Annotated in this window: 11 protein-coding genes and 1 pseudogene; 4 read left to right on the forward strand and 8 right to left on the reverse strand. The window is 69.3% G+C overall.

What is annotated here, in order from left to right:
- Positions 1-52: 52 nt before the first annotated feature.
- Positions 53-2725: an AfsR/SARP family transcriptional regulator gene (locus SK803_RS34155; RefSeq protein ID WP_319970305.1), complete on the forward strand. Its 2673-nt coding sequence runs from the start codon at positions 53-55 to the stop codon at positions 2723-2725.
- Here SK803_RS34155 and SK803_RS34160 read toward each other — a convergent pair.
- Both SK803_RS34160 and SK803_RS34165 read right to left on the reverse strand, forming a co-directional pair.
- The gene (locus SK803_RS34160) at positions 2711-3184 is read right to left on the reverse strand and encodes a hypothetical protein (RefSeq protein ID WP_319970306.1); all 474 of its coding nucleotides are present in this window, start codon (positions 3182-3184) and stop codon (positions 2711-2713) included. The genes SK803_RS34155 and SK803_RS34160 overlap by 15 nt on opposite strands.
- A 51-nt stretch (positions 3185-3235) precedes the next feature.
- Positions 3236-4705, reverse strand: coding sequence for a sigma-70 family RNA polymerase sigma factor (locus SK803_RS34165; protein ID WP_319970307.1), 1470 nt, complete (start codon positions 4703-4705; stop codon positions 3236-3238).
- Between the two features lie 206 nt (positions 4706-4911).
- Between SK803_RS34165 and SK803_RS34170 the strand changes: the two are divergent.
- Positions 4912-5058: pseudogene (locus SK803_RS34170) on the forward strand (trehalase-like domain-containing protein); the annotation flags it as partial.
- A 150-nt stretch (positions 5059-5208) separates the two neighbouring features.
- Complete coding sequence (locus tag SK803_RS34175) at positions 5209-5505, forward strand: YiaA/YiaB family inner membrane protein (protein ID WP_319970308.1); 297 nt, start codon at positions 5209-5211, stop codon at positions 5503-5505.
- A 4-nt stretch (positions 5506-5509) separates the two neighbouring features.
- Here SK803_RS34175 and SK803_RS34180 read toward each other — a convergent pair whose 3' ends face one another.
- Both SK803_RS34180 and SK803_RS34185 read right to left on the reverse strand, forming a co-directional pair.
- Entirely contained in the window at positions 5510-5875 is a 366-nt protein-coding gene (locus tag SK803_RS34180) for a hypothetical protein (protein WP_319970309.1), read from the reverse strand.
- 30 nt (positions 5876-5905) lie between these two features.
- A complete protein-coding gene (locus SK803_RS34185; protein WP_319970310.1) occupies positions 5906-8236 on the reverse strand; it encodes an ATP-binding protein in 2331 nt (776 codons plus the stop codon).
- Positions 8237-8397: 161 nt separating this feature from the next.
- Here SK803_RS34185 and SK803_RS34190 point away from each other — a divergent pair, with 161 nt between their 5' ends.
- Positions 8398-9546 (forward strand): glycosyltransferase 87 family protein, encoded by a 1149-nt coding sequence (locus SK803_RS34190; protein ID WP_319970311.1) that lies wholly within the window; start codon positions 8398-8400, stop codon positions 9544-9546.
- Here the strand turns inward: SK803_RS34190 and SK803_RS34195 are convergent.
- From SK803_RS34195 to SK803_RS34210, 4 genes are all read right to left on the reverse strand, one after another.
- Positions 9483-10961 (reverse strand): radical SAM/SPASM domain-containing protein, encoded by a 1479-nt coding sequence (locus SK803_RS34195; protein WP_319970312.1) that lies wholly within the window; start codon positions 10959-10961, stop codon positions 9483-9485. The genes SK803_RS34190 and SK803_RS34195 overlap by 64 nt on opposite strands.
- A 28-nt stretch (positions 10962-10989) precedes the next feature.
- The gene (locus SK803_RS34200; RefSeq protein WP_319970313.1) at positions 10990-13857 is read right to left on the reverse strand and encodes a tetratricopeptide repeat protein; all 2868 of its coding nucleotides are present in this window, start codon (positions 13855-13857) and stop codon (positions 10990-10992) included.
- On the reverse strand, positions 13854-15668 hold the full coding sequence (locus SK803_RS34205; protein WP_319970314.1) for a toll/interleukin-1 receptor domain-containing protein: 1815 nt from the start codon (positions 15666-15668) through the stop codon (positions 13854-13856). Before SK803_RS34205 ends, SK803_RS34200 begins: the two co-directional genes overlap by 4 nt.
- A 320-nt stretch (positions 15669-15988) precedes the next feature.
- Positions 15989-16414 carry a hypothetical protein gene (locus SK803_RS34210; RefSeq protein ID WP_319970315.1) on the reverse strand — a complete coding sequence of 142 codons (426 nt, stop codon included), beginning with the start codon at positions 16412-16414 and terminating at the stop codon, positions 15989-15991.
- Positions 16415-16702: the final 288 nt, after the last annotated feature.

Consider the following 16702-nt stretch of genomic DNA (forward strand, 5'->3'; position numbering starts at 1 on the left):
AGGGTCAGTGCGGTATCGGCTTCTTGGGCCGCTGCAGATTTGGCGTGGGGGCGTGGAACTGCGGCTGGGCGGGCCCCGGCAACGGGCGTTGCTCGCAGCGTTGGCACTGCACGCCAACGAGACGGTCAGTTTTGAACACTTGGTTGAAGCGGTGTGGGAATCTCCGCCCGCAGCACCGGAATCGAACATTCGCACCTATGTCGCCGCCTTGCGCAAGCTCGTGCTGGACGACCTCGTCACCGTGCCCGGCGGCTATCGGCTGAAGGTGCCGGCCGGTGACGTCGACGTCGCGGTCTTCGAGCAGCTGTGCGCGGCCGGTGACGACGCACTGCGGCAAGGTGATCACCGCACGGCGGTCGGCAGGTACGAAGAGGCCCTGGCGTTGTGGCGAGGTCCGGCACTGGACGGGCTCGTGATCGGGCCACGCCTGGAGGCCGAGCTCACCCTGCTGCAGGAACGGCGGCTCACGGTCGCCGAGCAGCACGCCCGGCTCGCGATCGAACTGGGGCAGGGCGAGCGGCTGGTCGGCGAGCTGCGGCGGCTGACCAAGCAGTTCCCGCTCAGGGAACAGCTGTGGCTGCAGCTCATGCACGCGCTGCACCGGGCGAGCAGGCCCGCGGAGGCGTTGCAGGCGTTCGAGGACGTGCGGGTGCTGCTGGCCGAGGAGCTGGGCACCGATCCCGGCCACGACCTGCGCGAGCTGCACGCCCGGCTGCTGCGCGGCGACGAGCCCCGGCCTGCGCTGAACACGCTGCCCCGCGACGTCGCGGACTTCACCGGCCGCGCCGGTGAGATGGAGCGGCTGACCAGGGCCGTCACCGGACGCTCCGCGGTCGTGATCTCCGCGATCGACGGCATGCCGGGCGTCGGCAAGACGACCTTGGCCGTGCACCTGGCACACCGGCTGGAGTACCCGGACGGCCAGCTGTTCATCGACCTGCACGCGCACACCGCGGGCCGTGCGCCGGTCGAACCGACGGACGCGCTCGACGTGCTGCTGCGGGCGCTCGGCCTGGAGGAGATCCCGGTCGGCCTGGACGAACGGGCGGCGGTGTGGCGGGCCGAGCTGTCCCGCCGGCGGCTGCTGGTCGTGCTGGACAACGCGGCGAGCGCCGACCAGGTGCGTCCGCTGCTGCCGGGCGTGCCGGGTTCGTTGGTGCTGGTCACGTCACGGGCGCGGCTGGTCGAGCTGGAGGGCACGTCGACGCTCACGCTGGACGTGCTGTCCGAGGCGGAGGCGCTGCAGCTGTTCGCCACGATCGTGGGCGACGAACGCGGCACCGACCCGGCGGCCCGCGAGGTCGTCGAGCTGTGCGGCCGGCTGCCGCTGGCCGTGCGCCTCGCCGCCGGCCGGTTGCGCAGCCGTCCGACCTGGACCACCGCCCACCTCGCGACGCGGTTGCGCGAGGGACGATTATCCGAGCTGGACGCGGTTTTCGCGTTGTCGTTCGGCCAGCTCCCGGCCGGGCACCAGCGGCTGTTCGGGCTGCTGGGCCTGCACCACGGCACCGACTTCGACGTCGACCAGGCCGCGGCGCTGGGCGAGCTCGACCCGCTCGAGTGCGACGGCATGCTCGAAGACCTCGTCGACGTGCATCTGCTGGAGGCGGCGACGGTCGGCCGTTACCGGATGCACGACCTGCTCCGGCAGTACGCGCAGTCCAAGGTGGACGGTTCGCGGGAGCCGCTGACCCGGCTGCTGGACCACTTCCTGGACACCGCGAACCAGGCGATGCGGCTGATGTCGCCCGCGGCTCGCAAGTACGAGGTGGACATCACCTACCGGCCGGCGTCGCGGCTCGTGCTGCGCGACTACGACCACGCGGTGGAGTGGATGGAGACCGAACGGCAGACGCTCGTCGCCGCCGTGGCTCTGTCGCTCGACGGCGACTGGCGCACACACACGTGGCAGCTCGCGCGCGCGATGACGTACTTCTGCATGGTGCGCGGACACACGCGTGACTGGGCCACGATCAACGAGCTGGCGCTGGAGGCAGCGAAGGACGATCCGGCGGCGCTCGCGATCACGACGAAGAACTACGCGATGGTGTTCTGGCAGACCGCCCGGTACGCCGACGCCATCTACCACAACGAGCGCGCGATCGAGATGCTCCGCGAGCAGGGCGACCTGCAGGGCGTGGCCGGCACGCTGAACAACCTGTCCCTGGTCTACCGGACGCTCGAACGCCACACCGAGGCCGCTGAGCTGCTGGAACAGGCGATCACGGTGGCGCGGGAACTCGGCGACCGGCACCTCGAGTCGCAGGCGATGAGCAACGTCAGCAACATCTACAGCGCTCTCGGCCGCTACGACGAGGCGTTGGAGGCCTGCACGTCGGCGCTGGCCCTGATGCGCGAGATGGGCAGCCGTCGCGACGAGGCGGACACCCAGAGCGCGCTCGGCATGATCCTGCACGCCATGGGCCGGCACGACGAGGCGCTGGACGCGTTGAACTCGGCGCTGGCGGCGGTGCGCGCGATCGGTGACGTCACCACGGAGACCGTCGTCCTGAACTACCTGGGCGACGTGCTCGCGACGGCAGGGCGGCCGCTGGAGGCCGAGGCGCCGTTGCGGGAGGCGCTGGACCTGGCGGAACGGATCGACGACAAGCGTGAGGCTGCGAACGCGCACAAGCACTTGGCGAAGGTGGTCGCGGACCCCGTGGAGGCTGCGCGGCACGCTCAGGAGGCCCAGGAGAGGTTCGCTGCGCTAGGCACCGAGTGAGCGCGGTCCCGGTCGTCCTCCCGGCAGGACCGCTCCGCGCGGCAGCCCGTCCCGCAGCAACGGCAACAGCTTCGGGTGCTTGCTCATGAGCACTGCGGCTGTGCCGTTGCGCTGCTGGACCCGGCGGCAGAAGTGGGGCGAGAGCGGCACTCCCAGGTACGCGTCCGCCCTCGGCCCGTAGACGACCCGGTCGCCCTGCCCGCACCACGCGGCGGCGACCGCTGTGCCGTCCGTCCAGATGTACCCCTCGACGTACACACCGCCGCGGTGGCGGGCGGCTTCGCTGAAGGCGTCGCTGAACGTCACCTGGGGCTGGAGCCGGGTCTCGGTTCCGGCGGTCCACCACGTGCCGGCGTCGAGCACCAGCCCCTCGACGCTCGCGTGCGCCCACTCCGAGTCGTCGACGAGCGTGCGGAACGGCGCCTCCAGTTCGGTGAGCGCCGTCGTGAGCTCTTCCACCGGCTCATGGTGCGACGTTCCGGCCGGTCTTGCTGTCCGAAGTGGAATACCTCAGCTGCTCGGAGCCGTGATCGTGATGGCGATGCTCATCTGCAACGTCCCCGCGGTGCCCGTGATGGTGCCGTCCCCGGCCTTCGGTCCCGCCTGGAGCCGGGCGCGGTACGTGACCGTCTGGCCGGGCGCGAGCGTCTGCCCGCCGCTGTCGCACGTGACGGAGCCCTTGCCGGCCGGGCAGCCGGCGAACCCCGCGGAGATCTTGCCCGGCCCGACCGTCTTGATCTTGTCCGGCAGGGTCAACGTCAACGTTGGCAGGGGCGCGGGCGCCGAGCCGTTGTTGGTGATGGCGATGTCCAACTCGTAGGGCGGGCCGTCGGTCGTCATGGCGATGCCGCTGGGCGAGGTCGCCGTCAGGCTGGGCGCGCCGCCCGCCGCGGGGGCGAACGAGGTGCTGGTGGTCACCGGGGGAGTGGACCCGTCCGGCCCGGCGGACACGGGGGCGGCGCCAGCGGAGGTGCTCGGCGCCGCGCTGCCGGAGATCGGGGTGGAGCCGGGCCGACCGGTGGTCTGCGGAGCGGAGCTCCCGCTCTCGACGCTCGACGTCGTCGGCGGAGCGGCGGCCTGCGGAGCGTCGCCGTTGTCCGTCACGACGATGCCGGAACCGACGACGACCACGACGGCCGCGGCCGAGGCGGCCACCCCGAACCAGGAGGCGGCGCTGATGGTCACGGCGGCACCCTTGGTGGCGGCGGCCGCGGCCAGGTAGCCGGTGGTGCCCGTGCCGAGCACGATCGGTGCGATGAGACCGCGCAGCGCGCCGTTGACGTCGGCCAGTTCGCTGGCGAGCTTGCGGCATTCGGCGCAGTCGTCCATGTGCGCGTCGAGCTGGACGGCCTCGCGTCCCTTGAGCCCGCCGCGCGTCCAGGCGCCGAGCTTGGTGACCGTCGCCCTGCACCGTTCCGCGGGTTCATGGGCGACGTGCGCCTGCAGGAACGCCTTGCGCAACCCCTCACGCGCACGGAACGCCATCGCCGAGACACCGTTCGCGGTCAGTCCCAGCAACGGTGCGATCTCGCCGGGCGACTGACCCTCGATCGCGGTGTGCCACAACACGGTCTGCCACCGCTCGGGCAGCGCCGCGAACGCCGTGGCCGCCATCGTCTGGTCGAGGTCCTCGACCGCCTTGTCCCGGAACGGCACGCTGGTCGCCTTGGTGGCACCGGGAACTTCCTCGATGTCGCCGGCCAGTTCGAGCCGCTTCTCCTTGCGCGTGCGGTCGTACGCCGCGTGCCGCACCGCCGTCAGCAGGTACGGCCGGAACGCGGCACCGGGCCCGCCACCGGAGCGCAGCGCGGCGAGCACCTTGGCGAACGCGTCCGCCACCAGGTCGTCGGCGTCCGAGGACGAGGAGGAGAGCTGCATCGCCAGGATGTTGGCCGACCGCACGTGGCGTTCGTACAGCGTTCCGTAGGCCTCGACCTTGCCGTCGCGCACGGCGTCGATGAGGTCGGCGTCCGACGGCACTCGACCACGCTGCCCGATCAAAGAATGCCGCCTCACGTCAAACCCTGGACTGATACGCGGACCCTATCGAGATGAGACAACACGAACAATCCACGCATCCGAACCTGATGTAATAAAAGACCTTCAGGTCCGACCGAAGTCTTGACCAACACAGGTCCGATGGCCCTAGCGCTGGTCGCGCCGGGCGCGAACGGGCGTGGTGGTGCCACTCCTCGCCGGACTCGCCGGCATTGTTCGCCAAACTTCCCGGCGGCGAAGGACATTCCCCGATCAGGCCCCAAAAGGACCAACTCTCACTGGGCCAACGGTACGCATCCGGTGCGGGTCCGCCCGGCAACCTTGCGAGTACCTGACGATCTCGCCCGCTGCGGTCATCCCGCCGCTGGACCGTCCACAGAGGACTGACATCCTGGACGCGCCCGGCCGCTGGGCGAAAGAACGTGACCTGGACATGAGTAGCTGTACTCATGACAGCCCGGGACTGACGCTGGACTCTCGGGATCATGACTTCTTCCACGCCCCCGCACACCCCGACGACCGCTGCCTTCTACGTGCAGGCGGTCCTCTCGTTCGGGCTCTCGCTGACCGCCGTCGGCATCGGAGTCGTGTTCCTGCCCGTCGACGGATGGGTGCGCGCGTTCCTGGGGATCGCGATGCTCTACACGGTCACCTCGGCGTTCACGCTGGCCAAGGTGCTCAGGGATCGGCAGGAGGACACCTACATCACGAGCCGCGTGGACAGAGCCCGGCTGGACAAGCTGCTGACCGACCACGACCCGTTCAAGCTCGACGTGCCCTGACCGGTCACGCGGGTGGCTGAAGCTTGGCGACGAGCTGCCGGAGTTCACGGTCGACGTCGACCTCGAGAAGCCGGAGCTTGCGCTCCGCCCGATCCCGGATCTCCTGGTCGAAGAGTCGCTCGTACCAGGGGAGCAGCACCCACATCTCCACGCTGGTGTCGAGCCGGTTCATCGTCTGGAGCTTCCACAGCCCGTACGACGGTTTCGGGTCGTTGACCAGCCGGCGTGCGGCTTCCACTGCGCCGTGGTCGTTCAGCATCCGGCTGAAGAGGGTCGCGTCGTACCCGAGACGGGCGAGTTCCGCCACGCCTCGCGCCATGTCGCCGCTGAATCGCCGAACCAGCTCCGCGTGCTCCGGATCCTGTGTCATGCCAGTGCATCGCACCGCGGCGGCGCGGCGTTAGTGCGACAGCGCCACCGTCAGCTTGGCCGCCGTCCCGCGCACGGCCGGTGTGTCGTAGCGGTCGCATTCCGCCAAAGCCCGCACCCGCAGCTCGCGAGCCTTCCCCGTCTCCCCGGCCGCGTCCGCGAGCTCTGCCAGCCGCGCCATGATCTCCACCCGGTGATCGGACAGCCGGGCCTCGCCCAGCGCCGACACCAGTTGCTCCCGAGCCTCCACAAGTCGCCCGGCGTCCATCAGGACCAGTCCGCGGTTGTGCCGCACCCGAGCGACCCCGGCGGTCGTGCCGTGCCGGAGGAACAACGACTCGGCCTCGTCCAGGAGATCCAACGACTCCGGCACCTGTCCGGCGGCCGCCAGGCTCGTGGCCAGCCGGATGAGCAACATCGACAACAGCTGTTCGTCCCCGCCGGCTCCGCGGTGCTGGGCCACGCTGCGCCGCTGCACCTCGACCGCCTCCCCGAGTTCGCCGGCGGTGTGCAGCATGAGCCCGAGCAACGAGAGCGCCAGGTTCTCACCGATCAGGTACCCGGCCTGTTCGAAGAGCGCGACGGACTGCCGCCCCAGTCGCACGGCCTGGTCGGCCTGCCCGAGGCGCCGCCGGATGGCCGAGCCGTAGTACCAGGTCCACGCCTCGGTGAGGATGTCGTCAGCCGGAACTGCCGCAGCCTCCTCGTGCACGGCCAGTGCCTCGTGGGGCTGCCCGCACAGCGCGTAGAGCGCCCACGAGAGGTAGTTCAGCTGCTCCGCGGTGTCGCGGGGGTGGCCCAAATGCCGTGCGGCAGAGGCGCCGGCGCGGAAGACCTCGCGCCACAACTCGCCTATGCCGTGCATGTCCGAGTACCAGTGCATCGCCTGGGCCAGCTCGAGAACACGGTCGTGCTCGCCCTCCGTGACCGCCGATCTCAGTGCGCCGCGCCAGTTCTCCAGCTCCATGGCGAGCCAGCGGCCGGCGGATTCCTTGTCCTGGACCGGATTGTCGTGATCGAAGAGCCGAGCCGCCTGCGTGGCGGTGGTGAGCAGCCAGTGGCGTAGTCGTGAGGTCACCTCCCGCACGTCGGCGGGATCCTCGTCGAGTTCGAGGCGTTCGCGGGCGAAGACGCGCAGCAGGTCGTGCAGCGTGTACCGGCCGGGTGTCTCGCTGATGCCGAGCAGGCTCGCGTCGGCGAGTTCGTCCAGTGCCTCCTCGCCGAACGACGTGAGCACGGCGGCCACGTCCGCGCTCGTGTCCGGGCCCGGCACCAGCGCCAGCCGGCGGAACAGCGTGGCGGCGCCGGGACTGAGCTGGTGGTAGGAGATCTCGAACGCCGCCCGCACCCGCAGATCGCCTGCCCGCAGCACGGACAGTCGGCGCCCCTCGTCCTCCAACTGGTCGGCGAGGTGCGCGATCGTCCACTGTGGTCTGCTCGCCAGCCGGTTGCCGGCGATCAGCAGCGCGAGCGGCATGCCACCGCACAACTCCGCGACCCGCGTGGCGGCTTCCGGCTCGGCGGCCAACCGCCTGGGGCCGGTGACGACGCGCAGCAGCTCGACCGAACGGTCCAGCGGCAGCAGACCAAGCGCCAAGCGGTGCCGGGCGTCCAGGCCGGTGAGGGTTTTACGGCTGGTCACGAGCACCAGCGTGCCGGGGCTGGAGGCGAGCAGTGGCCGCACCTGTGCCTCGTTGGCGGCGCTGTCCAGCACGAGCAACACCGTGCGTTCGCGCAGCAACGAGTGGTACAGCGCGAGCTTGTCGTCCGGATCGTCGGGGATCTGGCGATCGTCCACTCCGAACGAGCGCAGCAGCCGGTGGGCGGCCCGGTCCGGCGTGACCGGCTCGGCCTCGGTGCCGCGCAGGTCGAGGAACACGCACCCGTCGGCGAACCGTGCGCCGAGGCGGTGCCCGGCGTCGATGGCGAGCGCGGTCTTGCCCGCGCCCGGCGCGCCGTGGATCACCGCGATCTGCAGCCGTGACGACGCGTCGGCTTCGCTCGCGAACCCGTCCAGCACCGTCCGCTCGGTGTTGCGGCCGGTGAGTTCGACGAGGACGGGTGGCAGTGTGAAAGACGCCACCGCTGCCGCCACAACCGCCGGAACCTCCGGCTTGTCCTCCGCCGCGCTGATGCGGCCGGCCCTGGCGAGCGCGGTGAACTCCGCGGCCTCCTCGCCCTCCAGTCCGAGACCGCCGACGAGCAGCTGCACTGTGCGGAACTGCGGTGTGAGCGTGCGGCCGCGCTCCATGTCGCTGATAGCGCGCATGCTCAGACCGGTGCGTTCCGCCAGTTCCTCCTGGGTCAGCGGAATGCGCGAACGGTAGAAGCGCAGAAAATCCCCGAATGCCGTGGTGCTCACGGTTGTACAGACGTGCGGCGCGGCGCATCGTTGCAGGCGAGACCACTTCTGCCGGTGGTTCTGCCGGTTGTTCAGCAAGGTGAACAACAGCCGCGCTGGATAATTTCGAAGAGGTGTCAATTGTTTCAACGACGCGGAATGCCGATGAGGTTCCGCGCACATTGCTCCGTCTCGCGGAAAGCCGTCGTGGCCGGCTGATCGCCGGTGCGCTGTGGCTGGGGGCGTTGGTCTGGTTGCTGACGACGTGGTCCGGTCACTACCCGATCGACCTCGACGTGTACCGCCTCGGCGGCCTCGCCTGGCTGGCAGGGGAGCCGCTGTACGTCGGCTTCACCGGACCGCCGCTCGACCCGCAGCTCCCGTTCACCTACCCGCCGATCGCGGCCGTGCTGTTCAGCGGGCTGGCCTTCCTGCCGGAGGGATCGCAGAACCCGCTCATGGTGGCGTTCGGCTTCGTCGCACTCACCGCAGTGTGCGTTGCGGTGGCGGGGAAGGTGCGTCCTGGTCTCAAGTGGACGGTCGGACCGCTGGCCGCGATCGTCGCGCTGGCGCTGGAGCCGGTGTGGATGACGTACGGCTACGGCCAGGTCAACCTGTTCCTGCTCGCCATGGTGGTGATCGACTGTCTGGTGGTCACGGACCGGCGGTTCCGCGGCGTGCTGATCGGGATCGCGGCCGCGATCAAGCTGACACCGGCGATCTTCGTGCTCTACTTCCTCGCCAGGCGCGAGTGGCGGGCCGCGATCACCTCGATGGTCACGTTCGCGGGCCTGGCCGTGGCGGGTTTCCTCATCACACCTCGCGACTCCGCCCAGTACTGGCTGCACTCACTGCTCAACCCGGACCGCATCGGTGACATGTCGTTGTCGACGAACCAGTCGATCCGGGGCGTCCTGCGCGGCCTCGGCCTCCCGCCGGGCATCGAAACGCTGCTGTGGGCGTCGCTGGCCGCCGCTGTGGTGGCCGTGGCGATCTTCCTGGCCCGCAGGACGAACGACGACCTCGTCGCGTTGTTCACCATCGCGGCCGCGGGTCTGCTGGCGTCACCGGTGTCCTGGGTGCACCACTGGGTGTGGTGCGTGCCCGTGCTGGTGTACCTCGCCGTGCGCGGCAACGCCTGGCCTGCCTTCGCCGCCGTGTTCCTGGTGTTCGTGACACGGCTGCACGCGTTCGACACGTTCGTGTGGCTGACGATCGTGTCGCTGGGCCTGCTGGCCGCGCGGCCCCCAGGGCGTCAGGCCGCGCGTCACGCGTCGCTGTCAGCGAACCGGAGGACCCTCAGGCCCTCCAGCCGGAGCGCGGCCGGGTAGATCGCCTTGTAGATCCCGCAGTTCGGCGACCGCACGTCGAACCGGCCCGTCGCGCGGAACGTCGCCACCGAACAGCCGCCGGTGCACCAGTTGCGCCACGTGCAGTCGCGGCAGCCTTCCTTCTCCTCCGCCAGCAGGTTGCGGATGCCGGGCCGGCGCACCGCGGTGATCGGGTCGTCCGCGCCGATGCGGCCGACCGGGGAGCCGAGTTCCATGTGGCACTGGGAGATCTGCCCGCGCTGGTCGATCACCACGTAGTCGTCGCCCACCCCGCACGACTTGCGGCGCGGCTCGGTCAGCTGACCCCGGTCGAGCACGGAGCCCAGCACGCTCCACGGCGGCATGGCCTCCTCGATCGCGGCGAACGCGTCCGTCACGCCGTCGACCATCGCCTGCTGCTCGTACTGCAGGCCGGAGGCGTCGCTGGTGCACGCGTTGTCGCGGAAGAAGTTGAAGCTGAACGTCAGGTCCCTGGCCAGCGCGAACCGCACGACTGAGGCGATGTCCGCGGTGTTGCCGGAGGTGATGGTGATCGACAGGTGCGGCGGCAGGCCCCGTTCGACCAGCTGGTCGATCGTGCGCATCACCAGGTGTGCGGAGGGCTTGCCGCCCAGCGTCGGGCGCTGGGCGTCGTGCGCCGCCCCGAGGCTGTCCAGCGAGATCATCACCCTGATCGACCGTTGCAGCAGGTCGCGCGTGAAGCGAGCGGGGAGCGCCACGCCGTTGCTCAGCACGACAGCGCTCAAGTCCAGTCCGTGCTCGGCGCACCGGGCCACCGCGTGGTCGTGCAGCTCCAGCAGCACCGCCGCGTTGAGGCTGGCCTCGCCGCCAGCGTACTTCAGCCGCAACGAGCGGAAGCCGTGACGCAGCGCGGAATCGACGAGTGCGTCCACACTGGACTTCGCGAGCGCGGTGTCCATCTCGTCGGCCGACTTGTGGACGTAGCAGTAGGTGCAACGCAGGTTGCAGGCGTTCGTCACGTGCAACCACGCCGTGAGCTCGCGCGACTCGGCGAACGACGCGACCGCCGGCGTGCCCGGTTCGTGCACGAGGTCCTGCTCGACGAGCCGCCGCACCACCTGCGTGACGGCCTCGGGCTCGTGCCCGCTGAGCTCCGCGGGTGCGACGGGGGAGTGGAACCGCCGGAAGATGTCCAGGCCGGCCTCGTTCACCACGACGACCCCGCCGTTGCCCTGCGGCGCGAACAGCACCCAGTGCCCGGCGTCCAGCTCCAGTTCGAACACCTCCCGCGACCGCACGAGTGGACGTCCGGAGTGGACTGTCCTCTCCGGACGGGCGGCACGCGCGCCGCTGGTCGGGCAGGCGCAGTCCTCGCAACTGCGCACGACCAGCTCGTGCCCGTGCGGCACGTCGTAGCTGGACAACGCGAACGCCCGGACGCCGGTCGAACTCATGGTGCGGTGCCTCCTGCGGCGAAGATCATCAGTAGAGCTGTTCGAGGCGGGCGAGCAGGGATGTGTACTGCCTCTGCTCGTTCTCCGCCGTCCACATCCGGCGCAGAACCGTATACCACTCGATCTTCACGTCGTGCGGCAGCTTGTCGTAAACCCGTTGGAAGCGCACGAACTCCGTGGAGATGGCGGCCGCGCCGTGCGACCCCACCCGCCGGTCCGCGAGCAGTGTGAACCCCTTGCCGTAGTGCAGGACGGCCTGATCCAGTCCCTCCGGGTCGTCGTCCGCCAGCGCGTCCGTCGCGGCCAGGTGCCCGCACATGAGCTCCCACCTGCCCCGCAGGTCGATGAACCGGTACCGCTCGATGGCCTCGGCCACGTCACCGGTGAGCGCGTCGAGGTCGTCGCGGTACGCCTGGTCCTCGGTCTGGTTCCACGCCTGGTAGGCGAGTTCGACGTACTCGATGATGTTCGCGGACAGGAACCAGCCGTCCGCGATCCGGTTCGCCGCCACGATGGACTGCTTGAGGTAGTCGAGCCCTTTGTCCACATCGGTCACGCCGAAGATCCGGCCCGCCCTGTTCAACGCCGACGGGTACCCGCGGATCGCCCGGTCGCGGCAGATCTCCAGCGAGCGTTCGATCAGCGACCGCGCCCGCTCCAGCGGATCCTCCACCAGGTCGACGCCCGCCTGGTGCGCCTGCAACAGGCAGATCGCCTGTTCCTGGTAGATCTGCCCGAGCCAGGCCCAGCTCCCGTGCTCCTGGAAGATCGTCTCGGCCTCGCGGTAGTCCTGCCACGCCTCCAGGAAGTTCCGCTCGTAGCGGTGCACCTCGCCGCACACGCTGAGCGAGATGCCGACGTTGATCCGGTTGCCCAGCCGTTTGCGCACCTGCACGGCGCTCTCGACCAGGTTGCGGGCCTCCACGTACAGGCCGCGCAACGCCTTGAGGTACGCCCAGTTCGTCTGGATCGACGCCATCTCCTCGCGGGCCTCGTCCGTGCTGCCCGGCCCGAGCACGCTCGCGAGCGTGTCCCGCGCCTGGCTGTAGGCGTTGTCCGCGTCCTGCCACTGGCCGATGTTGCGGTAGAAGAAGCCGAGCTCCTTGTTGGCCTGCGCGACCCGTCGCGCCTGTGCGGGCAACGGCAGCTGCTGCGCCTGTCGTTGTGCCTCCTGGAAGAACCCCTTCGCCTCGGCGATGCGGTTCGGGATGCGCATGCAGGCGTTGCCGCGCTCGTTCGCGAGGCGGTACCGCATCTCCGGTCCCGCGCCCTGCAACGGCACGTCCTGCATCAGCTCCATCGCGGCGGCCGGCTGTTCGTTGTGGGTCAGGAACGACGCGATGATCAGCGTCATCTCCAGGTACCGCACCGGTGCCTCGTCGGCCAGCCAGCGCTGGAACCGCCGCACCACGACGCCGAGCACGTCGTCCAGCGGCGCGGTGAACCTGGCGTGCGGCAGGAACCGCTCCAGCTCGTGGCAGATGAGCTCCTCGAACAGCAGGTCGTTGTCCTGCTGGGCTTCCCGGTGCAGCGCCACGAACCTGTCGGTGCCGTCCTCGAACGACAGCAGCAGCCGGTAGTGCAGCTCGGCGGTGCGGATCTGGTCCAGCTCCCGCTTGTCGGCCGGCAGCTGCGCCAGCTCGCGCAACGCCTCGTCGCCGGTGCTGGGCAGCGCGGCCATTATGACGGGCAACGTGTCGAGCGTGTGCTGCTGCTCCGCGCTCTTCTCCTGGTGCAGCGCGGAGTACGCCGTCACGGCGTGCTGCCACAGCGCCGTCCGCCACGTCTCGTCCCTGTCCTCCAACGGGATCAGCCGCTGCGCGAGCTCCTCGGCCAGCGCGTCGTGCAACGTGACGTACCGCTGGTTGGCGCGCGGCCGGACCCACGGCCGGGCGAGCAGCTGTTCCCAGGCGTGGGGCCACGACTCGGCGTCCGCCGGCAGATCCCGGTCGCTCATCAGCTGCTGCCAGATGGTCTGGTTCACGCTGTGCCGCACCACGGCGAGCCGTTTGATCGCCTCCGGCCAGAACCCGGTGTCGCGGAACGGGGTGATCAGCCGCCGCCGGAAGAGATCACGCCGTTTGGCGTTGATCTCCCCTTCCTCGGTCATCTCCCGCGGCGGGTCCTGGTGCACGAGGTAGGCGACGGCCAGCGCGAGCCAGAGCGGATGTCCCTCGGTCAGCTCCGCCAGCCGGTCGCGTTCGGCCGCGGTGAGCGAGCCCCGCAACGGGCCCGCGTCGAAGTAGGCCTCGACCTCGGCACCGGTGAACCCGCCCAGTTCCAGAACCGTCGTCTCCAGCGGCCGGTGCACGCCACCGAGCTGCACCTGCAGTGGATCGTCGCGCACCGGCCGTCCCGACAGCACGAACGCCGTGGAGGGCAGCTCCTTCATCCACTGCGTCAGCTTCACCAGGAACGACGACATGCCGCGCACGGCCTCGACGGTGTCGAGCGTGATCACCACGGTCGTGCCGCTGGCCGCCACGAACGCCCGGTAGCACTCGACGAACGTCTCGTTCAGCCGTTCCAGGTGCCCCTTGATGGTCTCCAGGCCGATCCGCTGCCGGGTGACGTCCTCGAACGACGCCGCCTGGTGGAAGTACGGCTCGAAGAAGTCGTGCCCAGGGTCGAGCTTCACCGCGATGTCGTGCTCGAGGTTGGTCAGCAGCCAGTACTCCGAGTCGTCGACGTCGATCGGCGCCATCCACACCACGCCGTCGTGGCCGCGATCCGCGAGCTCCCGCACCAGCCGCGTCTTGCCGACCCCGCCCGGCCCGTACAGCAGCACCGCCCGGCTGGTGCCGTCCCGGCGCACCTCGTCGACGACACCCAGGACCGCGCGTTCCTCCTCGCGCCCGATGTAGAAGTTGTCGTTCTCGGTGCCGCGCCAAGTCATGTGCCCTCCGAGACCGCCGTGTCGATGGCCGACAGCACTTCCTGGAACAGGCCGACGTGGTCGTGCAGCGTCAGCTGGAACTCGTGGTCCTCGATGAGCAGCTCGTGCACGCACTCCACGAACTCACGCCGGTCGTAGAGCCCGGAGCTGAGAAAGGCCTTCGCGTACTGGGTGGCCGCCTCCGGCAACGCCTGGCGCAGCTCGGAAGGCTGCTGCAGCAGCTGCCGGCACAGCTCGTGCCACAGACACTCCTTCATCATCATGACCTGCTCGCTACCGGCCTCGTTGACGGTCCACCGCTGGTAGCACCACTTCGCTTCTTCGTGCGCGGTGACCCGTTCGGCGTCGGAGCGGTAGTAGTAGCGGTACAGCACCCGCCGGATCGGCGAGTTGATCACCCGCCACAGGCCCATCCGCGGGTCCAGCAACGACGTGGAGTTGAGCGCGGTCCACAGCTCGCGCATGTCCCAGCCGGCCGCGGTGACGTCGTCGCGCATCGCCGCGTCGTCGTCGAAGTGGAACTTCAGGTGCGACTGGGTGATCAGGCGGTAGGGGACCAGCACCTTGAGCGCGTGTTCGAGCGCCTTCTTGGCGAGCGCGTTGCCGGCGCCGGAAGGGAACAGCACGTCGTGCGTCAGCAGATCGTTCCTGACGTACTTCGCCGTGACGGCCTCGAACGTCGTGGCCTTGCGCAGACCCCGCTCGATGCCGATCAGGTTCGCCTCGTGCGCCCAGTCCAGCCATGCGAGCAGCAACGCGGGCAACCCGTCGCTCTCCTGTTGCAGCAACAGCGCCGACTTCCGCACCAGGCTGTCCTCGGCGTCGGCGGCCCCGTCGCGCACCGCGTCCTCGATGACCTCGAGCTTGAACTCCGAGAGGCCCAGCGTCCGGAACCGGCACTGCGTGTACCGCCCCAGCCCGCGCCACGAATCGGGCCGCCGCGTACCGATGATCATGCTGAACCGCTTGCGCACCCGCCGTTCGACCAGATGTGTGTAGACCGCAGTCAACGCACTGCGCACCTCGGCCGCCGTCTCCCGGTCCAGCCGTTCCGCGCTGTCGAGCAGGTACAGCTGGTTGTTGCCGCGCTTGCTGACCTCACGGGCGATGTCCTCGATCTCGTCCTCGGTCAGCGCATCGCCCTCGGGCTCGACGTTCACACCCATCAGCTCGACCACGACCTTGGCCGGCGCACTCCACAACTCCGGCCACCGCGCGAGGTCGAGTAGCCGCGTCTCACCCCAGCCCTTCGCCGTGAGCCGCCGCTCCGCCTCCCGCAGGAACCACGACTTGCCCATCCGCGGCGGCGCCGCGACCACCCACAGGTCCTGCCCGCTCGACAGGCTCAACGCGTTGAGCAGGTTGGTGAGCTCCTGCTCGCGGTTGCGGAACCGCCCACCGTCCAACGGCGCGGCCAGCACACCGAACGTGGCGAGCACCGCGGCCAGCTTCGCCTCCGTGGTCGCCCGCAGGTCGTGCCGCGCGTGGTTGCCGATGAACGGGTGCAACGGTTCGTCGAACTCGCCGACCTCGCACACCGTGATCACCGGCCGATTGGTCTTCGACTCGGTGGACAACCGGTCGGCGGTGTTCCACTCCTTCATGCACCACTCGGACCGCTGGTAGTGGCGCGAAAGCAACGCGACGAACCGATCGGCTTTGCCGAGTTCGTCCGCCAGCGTCTGAACGAACAGCCCCAGATTGGTCTTCTCGTACCGGAACACCTCGAAGTCGTGCTGCTCCAGCAGTTCCGCGAGCGTCCCGGTCACTGCGCCGTCCTCTTCGGCGTAGCTGAGGAAGACCCTGGTCACCTGCACCTCGTTCCCGCGATCGGCCGTGCCGCGACCGCCGGCAGATGCCCCCGCCCGGACCGCTGCCCGCGATATCGACCGCGTGCCGAATTTCGCTACGGCACGCTCGACGATTGTTTGACCCAGCAGACGGGAATTCGGCATTTTTCACCCGTTCGGCCTTGCCGCACTCGCAGATCGCGGACCTTACCGGTATGCAGGCGAGTACGTGAACCGGCGGGATGCGGTTCAGTCAGGAATATTCCGCGCGATCAGGAATTCGTCTGGACCGGTCATGGGAATTCGAATAGGTGCACGAATGGTGTTGCGCGATTGCGGGCTCAGAGCATGCGGTCGGGTCCGTGCACCGCCCGCACGGCTGCGGCGCCCCTGTCGGTGGCGGGGTTCGAAGCAGTGCCACCACGGCCTACCACTGGCGCCACCGGTGAGATCGCCGGTCGGTTCGCTACGACGAGTTGACGCCGCGTCGTGGCCCGGCCGCTCCACGACTTGGGCAGGTGTCCGAGCATGCGAAAGCCTGCGCCGCGAACGCAGTGCGGCCGCTCGCCGAGGTTGTAGCCGACGCAGACGCCACGTTCGGGACCTTGGCCGGGTGTCCGACCAGGTCCGGCGCGGACCGAACGGAGGACCGCTGCTGCGAGTGTGCCCTGGATCGTGAACGGGTAGCGGTCCGCAGGCGGCTGGAGTTTCTCGGCGCGGACCGAACGGTTGGGCGGGAAGCTGACGACTACCGGCTCACTGGCCACCCAGAGACTGTCGTCAGTGCAGACGTAAGGGCTGTATTCCAGAGGAACGCGAATCCTTTATGTACGTCGGGCGGTTCCGCAACAGCTAGGATGTAAGGCTCGCAAGATCTCAGCCTTCGGTTGGGTGACAATTTCGACGAGGGTGAGATCGGGCCTACCTGCGGCTATTCCGGAACGTAATTTGCGTTAGCAACTATGTAGTGGTCAAATCTCGTGATCTTGCTTGAGCTCGACCTATACGTCGCCAGGTGCGTACCCACCACGAGTTTCGTGCTGCTCACCCCTGCG

The organism is Lentzea miocenica (genome assembly GCF_033949945.1).
GTDB classification, from domain to species: Bacteria; Actinomycetota; Actinomycetes; order Mycobacteriales; family Pseudonocardiaceae; genus Lentzea; species Lentzea miocenica.